Consider the following 16,397-nt stretch of genomic DNA (forward strand, 5'->3'; position numbering starts at 1 on the left):
TGGCTATCGAGACTGCGAGGTCGATGCATTGGACGACTGATTGCAGGGCTCCTAGCGTCGGTCAGGTGGTAATCACGAAAACTCGGTCGCCCATCCGCTCGAACGTCGGTCTCAAGGCCGTCATGGCGGTGACGGGCATCATGCTCGTGCTGTTCCTCGTCGCCCACATGCTCGGCAACCTCAAGGTGTTCACCGGCGAGACCTCGTTCGACCACTACGCCCACTGGCTGCGCGACATCGGCAAGCCGCTGCTGCCCGGGGTCTGGTTCCTGTGGATCCTGCGCACCGCGCTGGTGGTGGCCGTACTCGGGCACATCTGGGCGGCGACCGTGCTGGCCGTCCGGGCCCGCGCCGCCCGCCCGGTGCGCTACGCCCACCGCAAGAAGGTCCAGGGCAGCTACGCCGCGCGCACCATGCGCTGGGGCGGCGTGATCATCCTGCTCTTCGTGATCTACCACATCCTGGACCTGACCACCGGCACCCTCAACCCGGTCGGCGACGCCAGCAACCCGTACGGCAACGTGGTCGCCGACTTCGCCCCGGACCGCTGGTACGTGACGCTGTTCTACACGCTGGCGATCGTCACCGTCGGCTTCCACCTGCGGCACGGGGTGTTCTCCGCGTTGCGCAGCCTCGGCCAGCAGACCCCCCGGGGCGAGCGCCGGGCCCGTACCGCCGCGCTGGTCTTCGCCGTCGTGCTCTGCGCCGGCTACCTGGTGGTCCCGTTCGCCGTACTCACCGGATTGGTGTCCTGACATGGAACTCTTCACCGAGGGCGAGCCGATCGCCGACACGTTGGCTCCCGACGGCCCGGTCGAAAAGCGCTGGGAGACCCGCCGCTTCGAGGCCAAGCTGGTCAACCCGGCGAACCGGCGCAAGATGACGGTGATCGTGGTCGGCACCGGCCTGGCCGGTGGCTCCGCCGCCGCCACCCTCGCCGAGCAGGGCTACCGGGTCCGCAGCTACTGCTACCAGGACAGCCCGCGCCGGGCACACTCGATCGCCGCCCAGGGCGGCATCAACGCGGCCAAGAACTACCGCAACGACGGCGACTCGGTGCACCGGCTCTTCTACGACACGGTCAAGGGCGGCGACTTCCGCTCCCGCGAGTCGAACGTGCACCGGCTCGCCGAGGTGTCGGTCAACATCATCGACCAGTGCGTCGCCCAGGGCGTCCCGTTCGCCCGCGAGTACGGCGGGCTGCTGGACACCCGCTCCTTCGGCGGCGCGCAGGTGCAGCGCACCTTCTACGCCCGGGGCCAGACGGGCCAGCAGTTGCTGCTCGGCGCGTACCAGGCGCTGGAGCGGCAGATCGGCCTGGGCAACGTGGAGATGCACACCCGCCACGAGATGCTGGAACTGGTCGTCGTGGACGGCCGGGCACGGGGCATCGTGGTGCGGGACATGGTCACCGGTGAGATCAGCACCGAGATGGCCGACGCGGTGGTGCTCGCCTCCGGCGGCTACGGCAACGTCTTCTACCTCTCCACCAACGCCAAGGGCTGCAACGTCACCGCCTCCTGGCGGGCGCACCGCAAGGGCGCGTACTTCGCCAACCCCTGCTACACCCAGATCCACCCGACCTGCATCCCGGTCTCCGGCGACCACCAGTCCAAGCTGACCCTGATGAGCGAGTCGCTGCGCAACGACGGCCGGGTCTGGGTGCCGCAGAACAAGGACGACGACCGCGCCCCCCGGGACATTCCCGAGAACGAGCGGGACTACTACCTGGAGCGGATCTACCCGTCGTTCGGCAACCTGGTCCCCCGGGACATCGCTTCCCGGGCCGCCAAGAACGTCTGCGACGAGGGCCGGGGCGTCGGGCCGACCAAGCTCGGGGTCTACCTCGACTTCTCCGACGCGATCGACCGGCTCGGCCGCAAGGCCATCGAGGCCAAGTACGGCAACCTGTTCGAGATGTACGAGCGGATCACCGGCGAGGACCCGTACCAGGTGCCGATGCGGATCTACCCGGCCGTGCACTACACGATGGGCGGGCTGTGGGTCGACTACGACCTCCAGTCGACCATCCCCGGCCTGTTCGTCATCGGTGAAGCCAACTTCTCCGACCACGGCGCGAACCGGCTCGGCGCGTCGGCACTGATGCAGGGCCTGGCCGACGGGTACTTCGTGCTGCCCACCACGATCGCCCACTACCTGGCGTCCGGGCCCCGGGAGAAGGTCGACGCCAGCCACCCGGCGGCGGTGCAGGCCCGGCGCGAGGTGGAGGACCGGATCGCCCGGCTGCTGGCCGTGAACGGCGACCGGACGGTGGACTCGTTCCACCGGGAGCTGGGTCAGATCATGTGGGAGCACTGCGGCATGGAGCGCTCCGAGGCCGGGCTGCGCAAGGCCATCGACGAGATCCGGGCACTGCGGGAGCAGTTCTGGCAGCGGGTCCGGGTGCCGGGCGACGGCGAAGGGCTCAACCAGTCGCTGGAGAAGGCCGGTCGGGTGGCCGACTTCTTCGAGCTGGCCGAGCTGATGTGCATCGACGCCCTGCACCGCGAGGAGTCCTGCGGCGGCCACTTCCGGGCCGAGCACCAGACCCCCGACGGTGAGGCGCAGCGCGACGACGACCGGTTCGCCTACGTGGCGGCCTGGGAGTTCACCGGCACCGGTGAGCCGGCCGTGCTGCACAAGGAAGACCTGAAGTTCGAGTACGTCCACCCCACGCAGCGGAGCTACAAGTGAACCTGACCCTGCGCATCTGGCGTCAGTCCGGCCCCCAGGACAAGGGGCGGATGGTGACCTACCCGGTCGACGACGTCTCCCCCGACATGTCGTTCCTGGAGATGCTCGACGTGCTCAACGAGCGGCTGATCCTCTCCGGGGAGGAGCCGGTCGCGTTCGACCACGACTGCCGCGAGGGCATCTGCGGCATGTGCGGCCTGATGATCAACGGGGACGCGCACGGCCCGCAGCGCGGCACCACCGCCTGCCAACTGCACATGCGGCAGTTCAAAGACGGCGAGACGATCGACATCGAGCCGTGGCGGGCCCGCGCGTTCCCGGTGATCAAGGACCTGGTGGTCAACCGGAACGCCTTCGACAAGATCATCGCGGCCGGTGGCTACATCACCGCGCCGACCGGCAGCGCCCCCGAGGCGCACGCCGCCCCGGTGGCCAAGGCCAACGCCGACGCGGCTTTCGAATCCGCCGCCTGCATCGGCTGCGGGGCCTGTGTGGCGGCCTGCCCCAACGGCTCCGGCATGCTCTTCACCGCCGCCAAGGTCACCCAGCTGTCGCTGCTGCCGCAGGGCCAACCGGAGCGCTACACCCGGGTGATCGGCATGGTCGACGCGCACGACGAGGCCGGCTTCGGCGGCTGCACCAACGCCGGCGAGTGCACCGCGGTCTGCCCCAAGGGCATCCCGCTGAACACCATCGGCCGGCTCAACCGGGACTACCTCACCGCCACCGCCAAGCGCGGCGACACCCCCGGTTCCTGACCCCACCGACGGTCCGACCGGCCGCCTCCGGACCCTCCGACCGCCGCACCCCCGACCGAGGGGTGCGGCGGTCGCTCCGTCCCGCCCCCACGCCTCCGCCCCACGCCCCACGCCCCACACCCAGCGTGCCCCGCGCTCCGGGCCCCGCGCTGCGGGCTGCGGGCTGCGGGCTGCGGGCTGCGGGCTGCGGGCTCGATCCTGGATGTAGTGGCCTCCGCACGCCATGAGGCCACTACATCCAGGATCGAGCGCGATCACGACGGAGACCGGGGACGACCACGGGCAAGGACCGAGCACGATCACGGCGGTGGTCCAGGACGATCACGGCAGGGGCCGGGGCAGGGGACGATCACGGCAGGGGCCGGGGCAGGGGACGATCAGGGCAGGGGCCGGGGCAGGGGACGATCACGGCTCGGTGGGCCGCCGACCTTGGCTGGCCGGTGGCCGGTTCAAGCGTCCCCGCTCGGGTAGCAGACCCCTCGACGGCACGGCGAGGGGACTCAGCGATGAAGGCACTGACCTGGCACGGCAAGCGCGACGTCCGGGTGGACGAGGTCCCGGACCCCCGGATCGAGGAGCCGACGGACGCGATCGTCCGGATCACCTCGACCGCGATCTGCGGCTCCGACCTGCACCTGTACGAGGTGCTCGGGCCGTACCTGAAGCCCGGTGACATCCTCGGGCACGAGCCGATGGGCGTCGTCGAGGAGGTCGGCTCCGGGGTGACCCGACTCAAGCCCGGCGACCGGGTGGTCGTCCCGTTCAACATCGCCTGCGGGCACTGCTGGATGTGCGAGCGGCAGCTTTTCGCCCAGTGCGAGACGACCCAGGTGACCGCCGAGGGCAAGGGCGCGTCGCTGTTCGGCTACACCTCCCTCTACGGTTCGGTCCCCGGTGGGCAGGCCGAGTACCTGCGGGTCCCGCAGGCGCAGTTCGGCCCGATCGTCATCCCGCAGACCGGGGCCGACGAGCGCTACCTGTACCTCAGCGACATCCTGCCCACCGCCTGGCAGGCGGTGAGGTACGCCGACACCCCGCCCGGTGGCACCCTGGCCGTGTTCGGCCTCGGCCCGGTCGGGCAGTTCTGCGCCCGGATCGGCCGGCACCTCGGCGCGGGCCGGGTGATCGGGCTGGACCTGGTGCCCGAGCGGCTGGAGATGGCCCGCCGGCACGGCATCGAGACGCTCGACGTCAGCCAGCTCGACGACGTGCCCGGCGCGCTGGTCGACCTGGTCGACGGGCGCGGCCCGGACGCGGTGATCGACGCGGTCGGGATGGAGTCGCACGGCTCCACCAGCGGCAAGCTGGCCCAGCACGCCGCCGGGCTGCTGCCGGACAAGCTGGCCGAGAAGATGATCGACAAGGTCGGTGTGGACCGGTTGACCGTGCTCAAGGCCGCCCTCAAGGCGGTGCGGCGCGGCGGCACCGTCTCGATCTCCGGGGTGTACGGCGGCGAGGGGGACCCGATGCCGCTGATGGAGATGTTCGACCGGGGCATCCAACTGCGGATGGGTCAGTGCCACGTACGCCGGTGGACCGACGAGATCCTGCCGCTGCTGTCCGGCGACGACGACCCGCTGGGCGTGGAGGACCTGCGGACCCACCGGGTGCCGCTGGTGGACGCGCCGAAGGCGTACGAGATGTTCCAGAAGAAGGAGGACGGCTGCGTCAAGGTCGTGTTGGCTCCGTGAGTCGGGTGGTGGTGGTCACCGGTGCCACCAGCGGCATCGGCCGCGCGGCGGCCCGGGAGTTCGCCGGGCGCGGGGACCGGCTGGTCCTCGCCGCCCGCTCCCCCACCAGCCTGGCCGAGGTACGCCGGGAGTGCCGCACGGCCGGCGCGGACCGGGTACGCACGGTGCCCACCGACGTGACCGACCCCGACGCGCTCGACGCCCTGGCCGACACGGCGGTACGCGAGTTCGGTCGGATCGACGTGTGGGTGCACACCGCGGCGGTGATGGCGTACGGCCGGTTCGAGGAGATCCCGGCGGAGGTCTTCGACCAGGTGGTCCGCACCGACCTGCTCGGCGCGGCCGGCGTCGTCCGGGTGGCGCTGCGCCGCTTCCGGGCGGCCGGCGGGGGCACCCTGATCCTCACCGGTTCGGTCCTCGGGCACGTCACCGCCCCCTACATGAGCGGCTACGTGACCAGCAAGTGGGGCCTTCAGGGGCTGGTCCGTTCGGTGCAGCAGGAGGCCCGGGACCTGCCCGGGGTGCACGTCTGCCTGGTCACCCCGGGCAGCGTGGACACCCCGGTCTACCAACGGGCGGCGAACTACCTGGGGCGGGCCGGCCGGCCACCGCTGCCGATCACCACCCCGCAGCGGGTGGCCCGGGCCGTCGCGTGCTTGGCCGACCGGCCCCGCCGGGAGGTGTCGGTGGGCCGGGTCAACCTGCTCATGCGGGGTGGCTTCACCCTCCTGCCGGGCGTCTACGACGCGCTCGTCGGGCCGTTGATGCGGCGCGGCGGGCTGACCGGGCAGCCGGTCGCCCCGCACGACGGCGTCGTCTTCTCCCCGGACCCGGCGGGCGCGGCCGTCCGCGGCGGGTGGCTGCCGGAGCTGTCCGACCTGCTGCGCCGGGCCGGTGCCCCGACCGGCCGGGCGGTGACGGCGGTCGCGGCCGGGGCGGCGGTCGCGGCCGGGACGGCGCTGGCGGTCGGGACGGCACTCGCGGCGGGTGGGGCGGCCCGGCGTCGGCGGCGGTGAGCAGCCCCCCACGGGCCGGTCCGCCCACCTAGAGTGGTGCCCCGGAGACAGCTCCGGGCACCGCTCGACGGGAGAGACGTGACCAGCAGGGTGAACCGCAGGACGGCGCTGGGTCTCGGCACGGCCGCCACGGCCGGGGCGGTACTCGTCGGCACACCGGCATCGGCCGCCGGCCGCCCCGGCAAGTCCGCTGCCCCCGCGGCGAGCCCCGAGCTCGTCGCCCCGAGGATCGCTGCGGCCTTCCAGCGGGAGAAGTCGCTGACCGGCGGCAACTGGCAGGTCCACCTCAGCCTGGAGAACGGGGTCACCCCGCTGGTCGCGGTCTCCGAGTCCGCCGACCGGCGGGTCGAGGCGTACAGCGTCAACAAGATCGCGGTGGCCGTCGCAGTGCTCGACAAGATCGACCGAGGGCTGCTCACCCTCGACCAGCGGGTCGAGGTGGCCGCCTCGACCGTGGTGCCCGGCGGTGACGGCATCTTCGTCCTGGACACCGCCTACCCCAGTTCGGTGACGGTCGGGCACGTGCTGGCCAACCTGCTCACCGTCTCCGACGACACCGCGTCGCGGCTGTGCGGTCTGGTCTGCCCGGCCGCCGAGATCAACCGCACCCTGGCCGCCAAGGGTTTCCCCAACACCCAGGTGCAGCCGCTGTCCGACCCGCACCGGTTCTATCTGGGCACCAGCACCGCCCGGGAGACGCACGCGCTGCTGCGCGCCCTGGTCGCCGGCACCCTGCTGTCGCCGTCGTCGACCGCCCTCGTACTCAAGCTGCTGCGCGCCCCGGTCGCCTTCACCGACGGCATCCGGCGCACCATGTCCTCGGCGGAGCGGGCCCGGGTGGCCACCAAGGCGGGCTGGTTCGTCGACGCCCGGCACGAGGCCGGTGTGGTCTTCGACACCACCGGGGCGGCCGTGCTGACCTACGTCCTCTTCGCCGACGGCCAGGCCGACCGGGACAACTTCGGCGCCACCCACCCGGTGGTGCAGGCCCGGGCCCGGCTCGGCCGGTTCCTCCTGGACGCCACCGCGCAGCTCAGGGGCACCGCGGACGCGCCCCGGCACCGGGTGGCCCGGCAACGACCCAGCAACGGCGGCTGACCGGCCCTGCCGTCCGTCCCGCCACCCGGACCTCCCACGGCCCGGCGTCCGGGCCGCCCCCGGCCCCGTCCCCCACCGACCGGCCCGGGGAAGCGGGGGCGGTCCGAGGGTCGGCGTGGGCGGGAGCCGCCGGTGGTGACTACCGTGTAGTGCGGGACACCGGCGAGGGGGACGACACATGGGGCAACCAGCGCAACGCGCGGTCGAGCGGAGGCTCGGCGGTCGGCTGTGGCAGGTGGCGGGGCTGGCGGCGGTCGCCGGCCTGGCCTGGACGGCGCGGGACGTGCCGGCGGCGCTGGGCGGCCGGCTGACCGGCGCACGCGCGCAACGGGCCGCCCGGTCGGCGCAGTTCCGCGACGGGACCTTCCACAACCGGGTGGCCACCCGCACCATGCCCGGCGGTGACCCCGGTCGCAACCTGCTCCGGGAGCTGCTCTTCGGCCAGCAGCGTCGCCGCCCCACCGCCCCGGTCCCGCTGGTGCGGCCCGCCCCGGCCCCGACCACCGACGTCGACCGTGAGCTGGGCATCGTCTGGTACGGCCACGCCTCGACCCTGGTCGAGATCGAGGGGCACCGGGTGCTGATCGACCCGGTGTGGAGCGACCGCTGCTCGCCGTCGGCCGCGGTGGGGCCGAAGCGGCTGCACGAGCCCCCGGTACGCCTCGACGAGGTGCCCACCGTCGACGCGATCCTGATCTCCCACGACCACTACGACCACCTCGACATGGCAACCGTCCGGGAGCTGGTGCGCCGGCAGTCGGCGCCGTTCCTGGTGCCGCTGGGCGTCGGCGCGCACCTCGACCGGTGGGGGGTGCCGGAGGACCGGATCGTCGAGCTGGACTGGTCGCAGGGGCACCGGGTCGGCGGCCTGGAGATCACCGCGACCGCCGCCCAGCACTTCTCCGGCCGGGGGCTGCGGCGTGACGGCACGCTGTGGAGTTCGTGGGTGGTCGCCGGGGCGCACCGGAAGGTCTTCTACACCGGCGACTCGGGCTACTTCGACGGGTACGCCGAGATCGGCGCGGAGCACGGGCCGTTCGACGTGACGCTGATGCAGATCGGCGCGTACGACCGGGCCTGGCCGGGCATCCACATGTTCCCCGAGGAGGCCGTCGCCGCCCACCTCGACCTGCGCGGCGACCTGCTCGTCCCGGTGCACTGGGCCACCTTCAACCTGGCCCTGCACGACTGGTCCGAGCCGGTGGACCGGCTCTGGGCCGAGGCCAAGGCGCACGGCGTGCGGCTGGCGGTGCCCCGGCCCGGCGAGCGGGTGGTGGTGGCCGACCCGCCGCCGGTCGACGGCTGGTGGCAGACGATCGCCTGACCGCGCGCCCACCGCCCGCCGCTCAGAGCACGAAGGCGTCGGTCCACAGCGCCCCGGAGCGACCCGACAGGACGTCCAGCATCGCCACGGCCTGACCGTCGGTGAGTTGGGCGACGAAGTCGACGATGGCCCGGCCGCGGGCCCGGCCGATCCGGTCGGGGGTACGCGGGTGCAGCTCCGCCTCGGCCAGCTCGACCAGGTCGGGCAGCCGGCGGGGCAGCCGGGACTCCTCCTCGGGGTCGAGCAGCCACTGCCAGAGCGCGTCGACCAGGGTGTCCAGCAGGCGGGCCTGGCCCCGCTGGTGCAGGGCCAGGTCGGGGCGGGCCAGCACGAAGCGGTGGTGGACGAACTTGAGCACCTGCACCTCGTGCCACTGCGCCGGGGCCAGTTGCACGTGGCCGGAGCGCACGTCCGGGGTGGCGGTCACCGTGATCGCGTCGACCAGCCGGGTGGTCCACCGGACGGAGAACCGGGCCACGTACTGTTCCGCCTCGATCGACCCGTCGAAGGGCAACGCCAGCAGCCCGTCCACCAGTTCCTCGCGGACGTGCTCGACGGCGGCGGCGAATGCGTCGTCGTCGGCGATCCAGGCGTCCTTGCGGTGCAGTTGCCGGCGCAGCGCCTCGATCGCCGTGCCGGGCCGGCGGGCGGCACCGGCCAACGCCGGGTCGGTGACCGCGCGCAGGTGCCCGCCCTCCCGCTGCCAGGCCATCAGCTCGGCGGCGACGGTGCCCTGCTGGAGCACCCCCACCCGGTAGAAGTCCTCCACGTCGTGGATGGCGTACGCGATGTCGTCGGCGGTGTCCATCACCGACGCCTCGACGGTCTGCTGCCACTGCGCGATCCGCCCGGTGAACGGGGCGCGGGCCTGCCGCAGGTCGGCCAGTTCCGTGCCGTACGCGCCGAACTTCGCCGAGCCGCTGTCCGGGTCGTCCGGTGGGGCGGCGGCGCCCCGGGGGGCGGGACGCAGGTGCCGGGGGTGCGGGTCGGGGTGGTCCAGCCGGGTCCACGGGTATTTCAGCATCGCCGCCCGCACGGCGGCGGTCAGGTCGAGACCGGTGGTGGCGGCCCCCCGGATCTCGGTGCTGGTGACGATCCGGTACGACTGGGCGTTGCCCTCGAATCCGTCGGCCAGCCCGAGCCGCTGCCGGGCCAACCGGTCCAGCACCCGCTCCCCCAGGTGCCCGAACGGCGGGTGACCGAGGTCGTGGGCGAGGGCGGCGGCCTCCACCACGTCCGGGTCGCAGCCACCCAGTTTCTCCAGCAGGTCCCGCTGGGTCGGATCGGCGGTCAGCCGCTCGGCGATCGCCCGGGCCACCTGCGCCACCTTGAGACTGTGGGTGAGCCGGTTGTGCACCAGCAGTCCGGAGCCGACCGGGCTGATCACCTGGGTCACCCCACCGAGGCGGGCGAAGAAGGGCGAGGCCACGATCCGGTCCCGGTCGGCCCGGAACGGGCTCGCGGCGAGGTCACCGAGGGCTCGGGCACTGCCGCCGAAGAGGCGACGGGCACGCGGATCCGCAGGTTGCTCCATGATCGCCACGCTAGCGCAGCGGGCCGACCGGCACGGCGGCACGCGACGGGTTCCCGGGCCGACGGGCCACCAGGGCGACGGGCCACCAGGGCGACGGGCCACCGGGGCGCGGCAGGCCGGCCCGGGGGCCGGGAACGGTGGGGCTGCGACGGCAGTGCGGCCGGCCCGGCGACGGGGTGGGCGGCGGGGGTGGCGCACGGCGTCGGGGGTGGGCGGCAGAATGCAGCAGGGAACCCGAAACGAAGGCGGATCAACATCGTGACCCAGTCAGTCCATCAGCGGATCGCCGACGAGCTCGGCGTCGCCGAGCGCCAGGTGCGGGCGGCCGTGGAGCTGCTCGACGGCGGCGCGACCGTGCCGTTCATCGCCCGCTACCGCAAGGAGGCCACCGGCCTGCTCGACGACGCCCAGCTGCGCACCCTGGAGGAGCGGCTGCGCTACCTGCGGGAGCTGGACGAGCGGCGGGCCGCGGTGCTGGAGTCGATCCGCAGCCAGGGCAAGCTGGACGAGGCGCTGGAAGCGCAGATCATGGCGGCCGACTCCAAGTCCCGCCTGGAGGACATCTACCTGCCCTACAAGCCGAAGCGGCGGACCCGGGCGCAGATCGCCCGGGAGGCCGGGCTGGAGCCGCTGGCCGACACGCTGCTCGGCGACCCCACCCGGGACCCGAAGGAGACGGCCGCCGGGTTCGTCGACGCCGGGCGTGGGGTGGCCGACGTCGCCGCTGCGTTGGACGGGGCGCGGGCCATCCTCATCGAGCGGTTCGCCGAGGACGCCGACCTGATCGGCACCCTGCGTGAGCAGATGTGGTCGCGGGGCCGGCTGGTCTCCCGGGTACGCGACGGGCAGCAGGCCGCCGGCGCGAAGTTCGCCGACTACTTCGACTTCGCCGAGCCGTACCCGAAGCTGCCCTCGCACCGCATCCTGGCGATGTTCCGGGGCGAGAAGGAGGGCGTGCTCGACCTCACCATGGCCCCCGACGCCGAGGAGGACCCGGACGCCCCGCCGACCGGCCCGACCCGCTACGAGGCGGCCATCGCCGGCCGGTTCGGTGTCACCGACGCGGGGCGGCCCGCCGACCGGTGGCTGGCCGACACGGTGCGCTGGGCGTGGCGTACCCGGATCCTGATCCACCTCGGGGCCGACCTGCGCACCCGGCTGTGGCAGGCGGCCGAGGAGGAGGCCGTCCGGGTCTTCGCCACCAACCTGCGCGACCTGCTGCTCGCCGCCCCCGCCGGCAGCCGGGCCACCATGGGTCTCGACCCGGGCCTGCGCACCGGGGTGAAGGTGGCGGTGGTGGACGCCACCGGCAAGGTGGTCGCCACCGACACGATCTATCCGCACGAGCCGCGTCGGCAGTGGGACGCCTCGATCGAGACGCTGGCGAAGCTGGCCGGGGCGCACCAGGTGGAGCTGGTCGCGATCGGCAACGGCACCGCCAGCCGGGAGACCGACAAGCTCGCCGCCGACCTGATCACGCGGTATCCGCAGCTCGGCCTGACCAGGGTGATGGTCTCCGAGGCCGGCGCGTCGGTCTACTCGGCCTCCGCGTACGCCTCACAGGAGCTGCCCACCCTGGACGTGTCGCTGCGTGGCGCGGTCTCCATCGCCCGGCGGCTCCAGGACCCGCTGGCCGAACTGGTCAAGATCGACCCGCGCTCGATCGGCGTCGGCCAGTACCAGCACGACCTGTCCGAGGTGAAGCTGTCCCGCTCGCTGGACGCGGTGGTGGAGGACTGCGTCAACGGCGTCGGGGTGGACGTCAACACCGCCTCCGCTCCCCTGCTGACCCGGGTCTCCGGCATCGGCGCGGGTCTGGCGGAGAACATCGTGCTGCACCGGGACGCCAACGGGCCGTTCCGCACCCGCGCCGAGCTGAAGAAGGTGGCCCGGCTCGGCCCGAAGGCCTTCGAGCAGTGCGCCGGCTTCCTGCGCATCCCCGGCGGCACCGACCCGCTCGACTCGTCCAGCGTGCACCCGGAGGCGTACCCGGTGGTGCGCCGCATCCTGGCCAGCACCGGGCAGGACCTGCGCTCGCTGATCGGCAAGTCGGCCATCCTGCGCGGGCTGCGGGCCACCGACTTCGTCGACAACACCTTCGGCCTGCCCACCGTCACCGACATCCTCGCCGAGCTGGAGAAGCCCGGCCGGGACCCGCGACCGGAGTTCCGCACCGCCACCTTCGTCGAGGGGGTGGAGAAGATCGGCGACCTGACCCCCGGGATGCTGCTGGAGGGTGTGGTCACCAACGTGGCCGCGTTCGGCGCGTTCGTCGACGTGGGCGTGCACCAGGACGGCCTGGTGCACGTCTCGGCGATGTCGCACACTTTCGTCAAGGACCCGCGCGACGTGGTGAAGTCCGGTGACGTGGTGCGGGTCAAGGTGCTCGACGTGGACGTGCCGCGCAAGCGGATCTCGTTGACGCTGCGGTTGGACGACGAGGTGCCGACCGGCGGTGACCGGCCGGCGGCCGACGGGCAGCGTCGCGAACGCGGTGCCCTCCAGGGCGGGCGCGGTGACGCGCCGGGCGGCCGGCGTAGCGGCGCGGGCGGGTCCGGCGGCGCGGGCAGGTCCGGCGGGGCAGGCGGCGCGGGCAGGTCCAGCGGGACAGGCGGGTCCGGCGGCCAGCGGGAGCAACGGGGCGGGTCCCGGGGCGGGTCGCAGCAACGGCAGGGCCGGGGCGGCTCCGCACCGGCACCCGCCAACGACGCGATGGCCGAAGCGTTGCGCCGGGCGGGCCTGGCCTGAGCGGTCGAGGGGGTGGGCGTACCGTCGCGGCATGGGTGGTGACGGCGGTACGGGGTGGCGGGAGCAGCAGCAGCGGGCGGCGCGGGCGCACGCGGCGGCCGACGCCCGCCAACGCGACGGTGAGCACGCGCAGGCCGAGGCACTGGTCGCCCGGTTCACGGCCGAGGCGACCCGGCGGGGGCTACGGACCGCCCGGCTGGTGGCCCAGGGCTACGACGGACGGGGCCGCTACCGGACCGGCCTGACCGGCTGGTACGTCGACCGGGCCGGCCTGCGCGCGGTCGCCGTCGACGGCCGGTTCTTCCTGCTCACCGTGCCGCCGGGCGTACGCGCCAGACTGTTCGGCGTGGACGTGCCACCGGCCCGGCCGCCCCTGGTCGTCGGCCGGGGCGGACGCGACGGTGAGTCGGTCCCGCTGGCCGACCTGCTCACCCGTCGGCTGGCCGCCGGCGACGACTGGCCCTGACCGGCCCGGCGGCCACCATCTCGTGCAGGGTCCGCTCGACCCGGTCGGCACCCGTCGCGACGGAGAACATCCGGTCGTAGTGCGCCCGGCCGGCCTGCCCGAGCAGGTCCAGTTTCTCCCGGCCCAGGTCGCAGACCTCCCGCAGGGCGTCGGCGATCGAGTCGGGGTCACCGGGGCGGGCGGTGATGCCCGCGCCGCTGTCCCGGGCCACCGCGGCGGCGTCGCCTTCCGCAGCGACCAGCAGCGCCCGCCCGGCGGCGAGGGTCGACTGCACCTTGCTCGGCATCGTGTACGCGGACATGCCACCGGGCCGCAGGCTCACGTAGTGGACGTCACCGGTGGCCATCAACGCGGGCATCCGGTCCCGGGGCAGCTGCCCGAGGAAGCGGACGTTCGCCGCCCCCACCGCCTCGGCCCGCCGACGCAGCCGCTCCTCGGTGGTGCCGGAACCGGCGATCAGGCAGACCAGGCGGGGGTCGCCGGTGCGGGCGCAGGCGTCGATCAGCGAGTCGAGCCCCTGCGCCTCGCCGAGCGCGCCCGCGTACACCAGCACGACCTGGTCGGGTTGGAGTCCGAGGTCGGCGCGCAGGTCGGTGGCGCGGACGCCCAGGGTCTCGTCCGCCCACATCGGGATGTGCACCAGCTTCTCCCGGGGCACCCCCCGGCCGGCGAGCAGCTCGGCGGCGCCCGGGGAGACGTGGGCGACCCGGGCGGCGCTGCGGTACATCGCACCGCACCAGGCGGCCATCCCCCGCTCGACGGTCCGTGACACCCGACCGGTGCCGAGGAAGCCGCTGGCCAGCACACTGTCGGGCCACAGGTCCAGCACGTGCAGCAGCACCGGCACCCGGTGCACGTAGCGGGTGAACCACATCGGCAGGGCGACGCTGATCGGCGAGTTGCCGACCCAGAGGGCATCCAGACCCCGCAGCACCGGGGTGCCGGAGACCAGCGCGGAGACGGCGAAGGACCCGTAGTTGGCCAACCGACGTGGCGCGGAACGGTCGTGGCTGGGATAGAGGGCGACCCGGCGGACCCGGGCCGGGCCGTCGGTCTCGTCGACCCGGCGGGCCAGCCGGTAGCCGGGGGCCAGCCGGCCGCTCGGGTAGTTCGGGAAACCGGTCAGCACCTGGACCTCGTGTCCCCGGTCGGCGAGAGCGCGGGCGAGCATCCCGGGCAGGGCCGCCGGGCCCGGTTCCGGGTCGAACCACTGGGTGAGCAGGCCGATCCGCATCGTTCTCACCCCGCCGCCACGCCGGCCACCGGGCGGGTCGGTCGCACGCCGTCAGCCACCGGGCCGGTCGGCCGCACGCCGTCAGCCGCCCACAGGGCGCGCAGTGATTCGGTCAGGTCGTGGACCGGGGTCCAGCCGAGCACCCGGCGGGCGCGGTCCAGGTCGGCGCACATCCACGGCACCGCGGCCGAGCGGGTGGCGTCGGGCGGGAAGCCGCCCGACCGGATCTCCCCGGGGAAACCGGCCACGTCGGCCAGCAGCCGCACGACGTCGCGCGTCGCGACCGCACGTCCGCTGCCCACGTTGACGACCCGCTGCGTGGGCGCGGCGCACCGCGTCGCGGCCAGCACCGCCGCCGCCACGTCCCGCACGTCGACGAGATCCCGGTAGGTGTCGTGCAGCCCCAGAGCGAGGTCACCCGCCCCGTCGGCCGCCGCCGCGCGGACCATCGCGGTCACCCGGGCCAGCATGTTTCCCGCCGGCATCCCCGGTCCGACCGGGTTGAAGACCCGCAGTACGATCGTGTCGAGGCGACCGGTGTCGCCTGCCAGCTCGGCCAGGCGGGTCGCGGCCAGGTGGCTGAGCCCGTACTCGCTCACGGGGGCGGCAGGGTGGTCCTCCGCGACGGCGAGGCCGTGCGGCACGACGCCGTACTCGGCGGCCGAGCCGATCCGGACCAGCCGGGCCCGGGGGGCGGCGACGGCCACCGCCTCGACCAGTTTCGCCGTGGTCACGACGTGCGCCCGCACGAAGTCGAGCCCGGAACCGACGATCCGGCCGGCCGCGCTCACCACCACGTCCGGTCGTTCCCGGGCGACCAGCGCGGTCAGCTCCGGCAGGTCCATCCGGACAAGGTCGCACTGTGCCCGGGTGGGCGACCGCAGGTCGGTGTGCCCGGCCAGTGCGGCACCGATGTGCCGGCCCAGGAAACCACCCGCGCCCAGCAGCAGCACCCGGCTCATCGGCGGTACGCGGCGTCCCGGTCGTCGACCGGCGACGACACGGGCCTCGGGCCGTCGACCGGCCGGACGTAGGCCGGCGACGACGCGTCCGTCCGGGCGTCGGCCGGTGCCGACACGGGTGCAGGGGCGTTGCCGGTGAACTCGTGCCAGGTGGCGGCACCGGGAGCCGAGATACCTTCCCGGGTGAGCACCACCCGGACGGTGGTCAGCAGGATCTTCAGGTCCAGCAGGAAGGAGCGTCGGTCGACGTACTCGACGTCGTAGCCGAACTTCGCCTCCCAGCTCAGGGCGTTGCGCCCGCGCACCTGGGCGAGCCCGGTGATGCCGGGCCGCACCTCGTGCCGGCGGGCCTGCTCGGCGTTGTAGAGGTCGAGGTAGCGCACCAGGTGTGGACGGGGACCGACCACACTCATCTCGCCGCGCAGCACGTTCCAGAACTCGGGCAACTCGTCGAGGCTGCTCGCCCGCAGCCAACGACCCACCCGGGTGAGGCGTTGGGCGTCGGTCACCAGCCCCCGGTCCGGGTCGGGGTGGAGCATGGTGCGGAACTTCACCACGTCGAACAGTTCGCCGTGCAGGCCGGGCCGGGTGTGCCGGAACAGCACCGGCCGCCCGTGCGTCACGAGCACCACCAGGGCGACGAGGGCCAGCAGGGGTGCGCCGACGGTCAGCACGACGAGCGCGCCGAGCACGTCGAACAACCGCTTCCAGCGGTCGTACGGCCGCCGGGGTGTCGGGGTGGTTCCCCGCCCGTCGGCCCCGGCTCGCGGCGGTGCCGTGTGGACAGCAACTTTGGGCATGAAACACACCTACCACCTTTACGAAGGACGATCCGCGCTTTCACATTCGCCACCCCGGACAGGTCGACAATG

The 16,397-nt window shown here is 73.6% G+C and carries 13 protein-coding genes; 9 read left to right on the plus strand and 4 right to left on the minus strand.

The genetic code is table 11. From position 1 onward, the window contains the following. The first annotated feature begins 23 nt into the window (after nucleotides 1-23). From AB0C22_RS18125 to AB0C22_RS18155, 7 genes are all read left to right on the plus strand, one after another. Nucleotides 24-755 carry a succinate dehydrogenase cytochrome b subunit gene (locus AB0C22_RS18125; RefSeq protein WP_208569079.1) on the plus strand — a complete coding sequence of 244 codons (732 nt, stop codon included), beginning with the start codon at nucleotides 24-26 and terminating at the stop codon, nucleotides 753-755. Between the two features lies 1 nt (nucleotide 756). Then, entirely contained in the window at nucleotides 757-2,694 is a 1,938-nt protein-coding gene (locus AB0C22_RS18130; RefSeq protein ID WP_219469374.1) for a fumarate reductase/succinate dehydrogenase flavoprotein subunit, read from the plus strand. Next, a complete protein-coding gene (locus tag AB0C22_RS18135) occupies nucleotides 2,691-3,452 on the plus strand; it encodes a succinate dehydrogenase/fumarate reductase iron-sulfur subunit (RefSeq protein WP_208568989.1) in 762 nt (253 codons plus the stop codon). The genes AB0C22_RS18130 and AB0C22_RS18135 overlap by 4 nt, the downstream gene beginning before the upstream one ends. Nucleotides 3,453-3,958: 506 nt before the next feature. Continuing rightward, nucleotides 3,959-5,143, plus strand: a complete 1,185-nt coding sequence (locus tag AB0C22_RS18140) for a zinc-dependent alcohol dehydrogenase (RefSeq protein ID WP_357535985.1) — start codon at nucleotides 3,959-3,961, stop codon at nucleotides 5,141-5,143. Continuing rightward, on the plus strand, nucleotides 5,140-6,159 hold the full coding sequence (locus AB0C22_RS18145) for an SDR family NAD(P)-dependent oxidoreductase (protein ID WP_357535987.1): 1,020 nt from the start codon (nucleotides 5,140-5,142) through the stop codon (nucleotides 6,157-6,159). Before AB0C22_RS18140 ends, AB0C22_RS18145 begins: the two co-directional genes overlap by 4 nt. Nucleotides 6,160-6,237: 78 nt before the next feature. Further along, entirely contained in the window at nucleotides 6,238-7,257 is a 1,020-nt protein-coding gene (locus AB0C22_RS18150) for a serine hydrolase (protein ID WP_219469364.1), read from the plus strand. A gap of 178 nt (nucleotides 7,258-7,435) precedes the next feature. Then, a complete protein-coding gene (locus AB0C22_RS18155; RefSeq protein WP_357535990.1) occupies nucleotides 7,436-8,581 on the plus strand; it encodes an MBL fold metallo-hydrolase in 1,146 nt (381 codons plus the stop codon). 22 nt (nucleotides 8,582-8,603) lie between these two features. Here AB0C22_RS18155 and dgt read toward each other — a convergent pair whose 3' ends face one another. Next, nucleotides 8,604-10,115 carry a dGTP triphosphohydrolase gene (dgt, locus tag AB0C22_RS18160; RefSeq protein WP_357535992.1) on the minus strand — a complete coding sequence of 504 codons (1,512 nt, stop codon included), beginning with the start codon at nucleotides 10,113-10,115 and terminating at the stop codon, nucleotides 8,604-8,606. Between the two features lie 258 nt (nucleotides 10,116-10,373). Between dgt and AB0C22_RS18165 the strand changes: the two genes are divergently transcribed. Continuing rightward, the gene (locus tag AB0C22_RS18165) at nucleotides 10,374-12,863 is read left to right on the plus strand and encodes a Tex family protein (protein WP_357535994.1); all 2,490 of its coding nucleotides are present in this window, start codon (nucleotides 10,374-10,376) and stop codon (nucleotides 12,861-12,863) included. A gap of 31 nt (nucleotides 12,864-12,894) precedes the next feature. Beyond that, nucleotides 12,895-13,329 carry a hypothetical protein gene (locus AB0C22_RS18170; protein ID WP_357535996.1) on the plus strand — a complete coding sequence of 145 codons (435 nt, stop codon included), beginning with the start codon at nucleotides 12,895-12,897 and terminating at the stop codon, nucleotides 13,327-13,329. Here AB0C22_RS18170 and AB0C22_RS18175 read toward each other — a convergent pair. Genes AB0C22_RS18175 through AB0C22_RS18185 form a run of 3 tightly spaced genes read right to left on the minus strand, consistent with a single transcriptional unit; the run spans nucleotide 13,292 to nucleotide 16,325 of the window. Next, complete coding sequence (locus tag AB0C22_RS18175; protein ID WP_357535998.1) at nucleotides 13,292-14,563, minus strand: glycosyltransferase family 4 protein; 1,272 nt, start codon at nucleotides 14,561-14,563, stop codon at nucleotides 13,292-13,294. The two genes, AB0C22_RS18170 and AB0C22_RS18175, sit on opposite strands and share 38 nt — an antisense overlap. 5 nt (nucleotides 14,564-14,568) lie before the next feature. Next, nucleotides 14,569-15,525, minus strand: a complete 957-nt coding sequence (locus tag AB0C22_RS18180) for an NAD(P)-dependent oxidoreductase (protein WP_357536000.1) — start codon at nucleotides 15,523-15,525, stop codon at nucleotides 14,569-14,571. Beyond that, nucleotides 15,522-16,325: a sugar transferase gene (locus tag AB0C22_RS18185; protein WP_357536002.1), complete on the minus strand. Its 804-nt coding sequence runs from the start codon at nucleotides 16,323-16,325 to the stop codon at nucleotides 15,522-15,524. The genes AB0C22_RS18180 and AB0C22_RS18185 overlap by 4 nt, the downstream gene beginning before the upstream one ends. Between the last annotated feature and the right edge of the window lie 72 nt (nucleotides 16,326-16,397).

The sequence above is a fragment of the Micromonospora sp. NPDC048894 genome (genome assembly GCF_040649765.1).
In the GTDB taxonomy this organism is placed as follows: Bacteria; Actinomycetota; Actinomycetes; order Mycobacteriales; family Micromonosporaceae; genus Micromonospora; species Micromonospora antibiotica.

What these genes read in the sequence shown, in the direction of transcription:
- AB0C22_RS18125 (WP_208569079.1), top strand. Translation starts at nt 24, where the DNA reads ATGCATTGGACGACTGATTGCAGGGCTCCTAGCGTCGGTCAGGTGGTA.
- AB0C22_RS18130 (WP_219469374.1), top strand. Translation starts at nt 757, where the DNA reads ATGGAACTCTTCACCGAGGGCGAGCCGATCGCCGACACGTTGGCTCCC.
- AB0C22_RS18140 (WP_357535985.1), top strand. Translation starts at nt 3,959, where the DNA reads ATGAAGGCACTGACCTGGCACGGCAAGCGCGACGTCCGGGTGGACGAG.
- AB0C22_RS18155 (WP_357535990.1), top strand. Translation starts at nt 7,436, where the DNA reads ATGGGGCAACCAGCGCAACGCGCGGTCGAGCGGAGGCTCGGCGGTCGG.
- dgt (WP_357535992.1), bottom strand. Translation starts at nt 10,115, where the DNA reads ATGGAGCAACCTGCGGATCCGCGTGCCCGTCGCCTCTTCGGCGGCAGT.
- AB0C22_RS18170 (WP_357535996.1), top strand. Translation starts at nt 12,895, where the DNA reads ATGGGTGGTGACGGCGGTACGGGGTGGCGGGAGCAGCAGCAGCGGGCG.
- AB0C22_RS18175 (WP_357535998.1), bottom strand. Translation starts at nt 14,563, where the DNA reads ATGCGGATCGGCCTGCTCACCCAGTGGTTCGACCCGGAACCGGGCCCG.
- AB0C22_RS18180 (WP_357536000.1), bottom strand. Translation starts at nt 15,525, where the DNA reads ATGAGCCGGGTGCTGCTGCTGGGCGCGGGTGGTTTCCTGGGCCGGCAC.
- AB0C22_RS18185 (WP_357536002.1), bottom strand. Translation starts at nt 16,325, where the DNA reads ATGCCCAAAGTTGCTGTCCACACGGCACCGCCGCGAGCCGGGGCCGAC.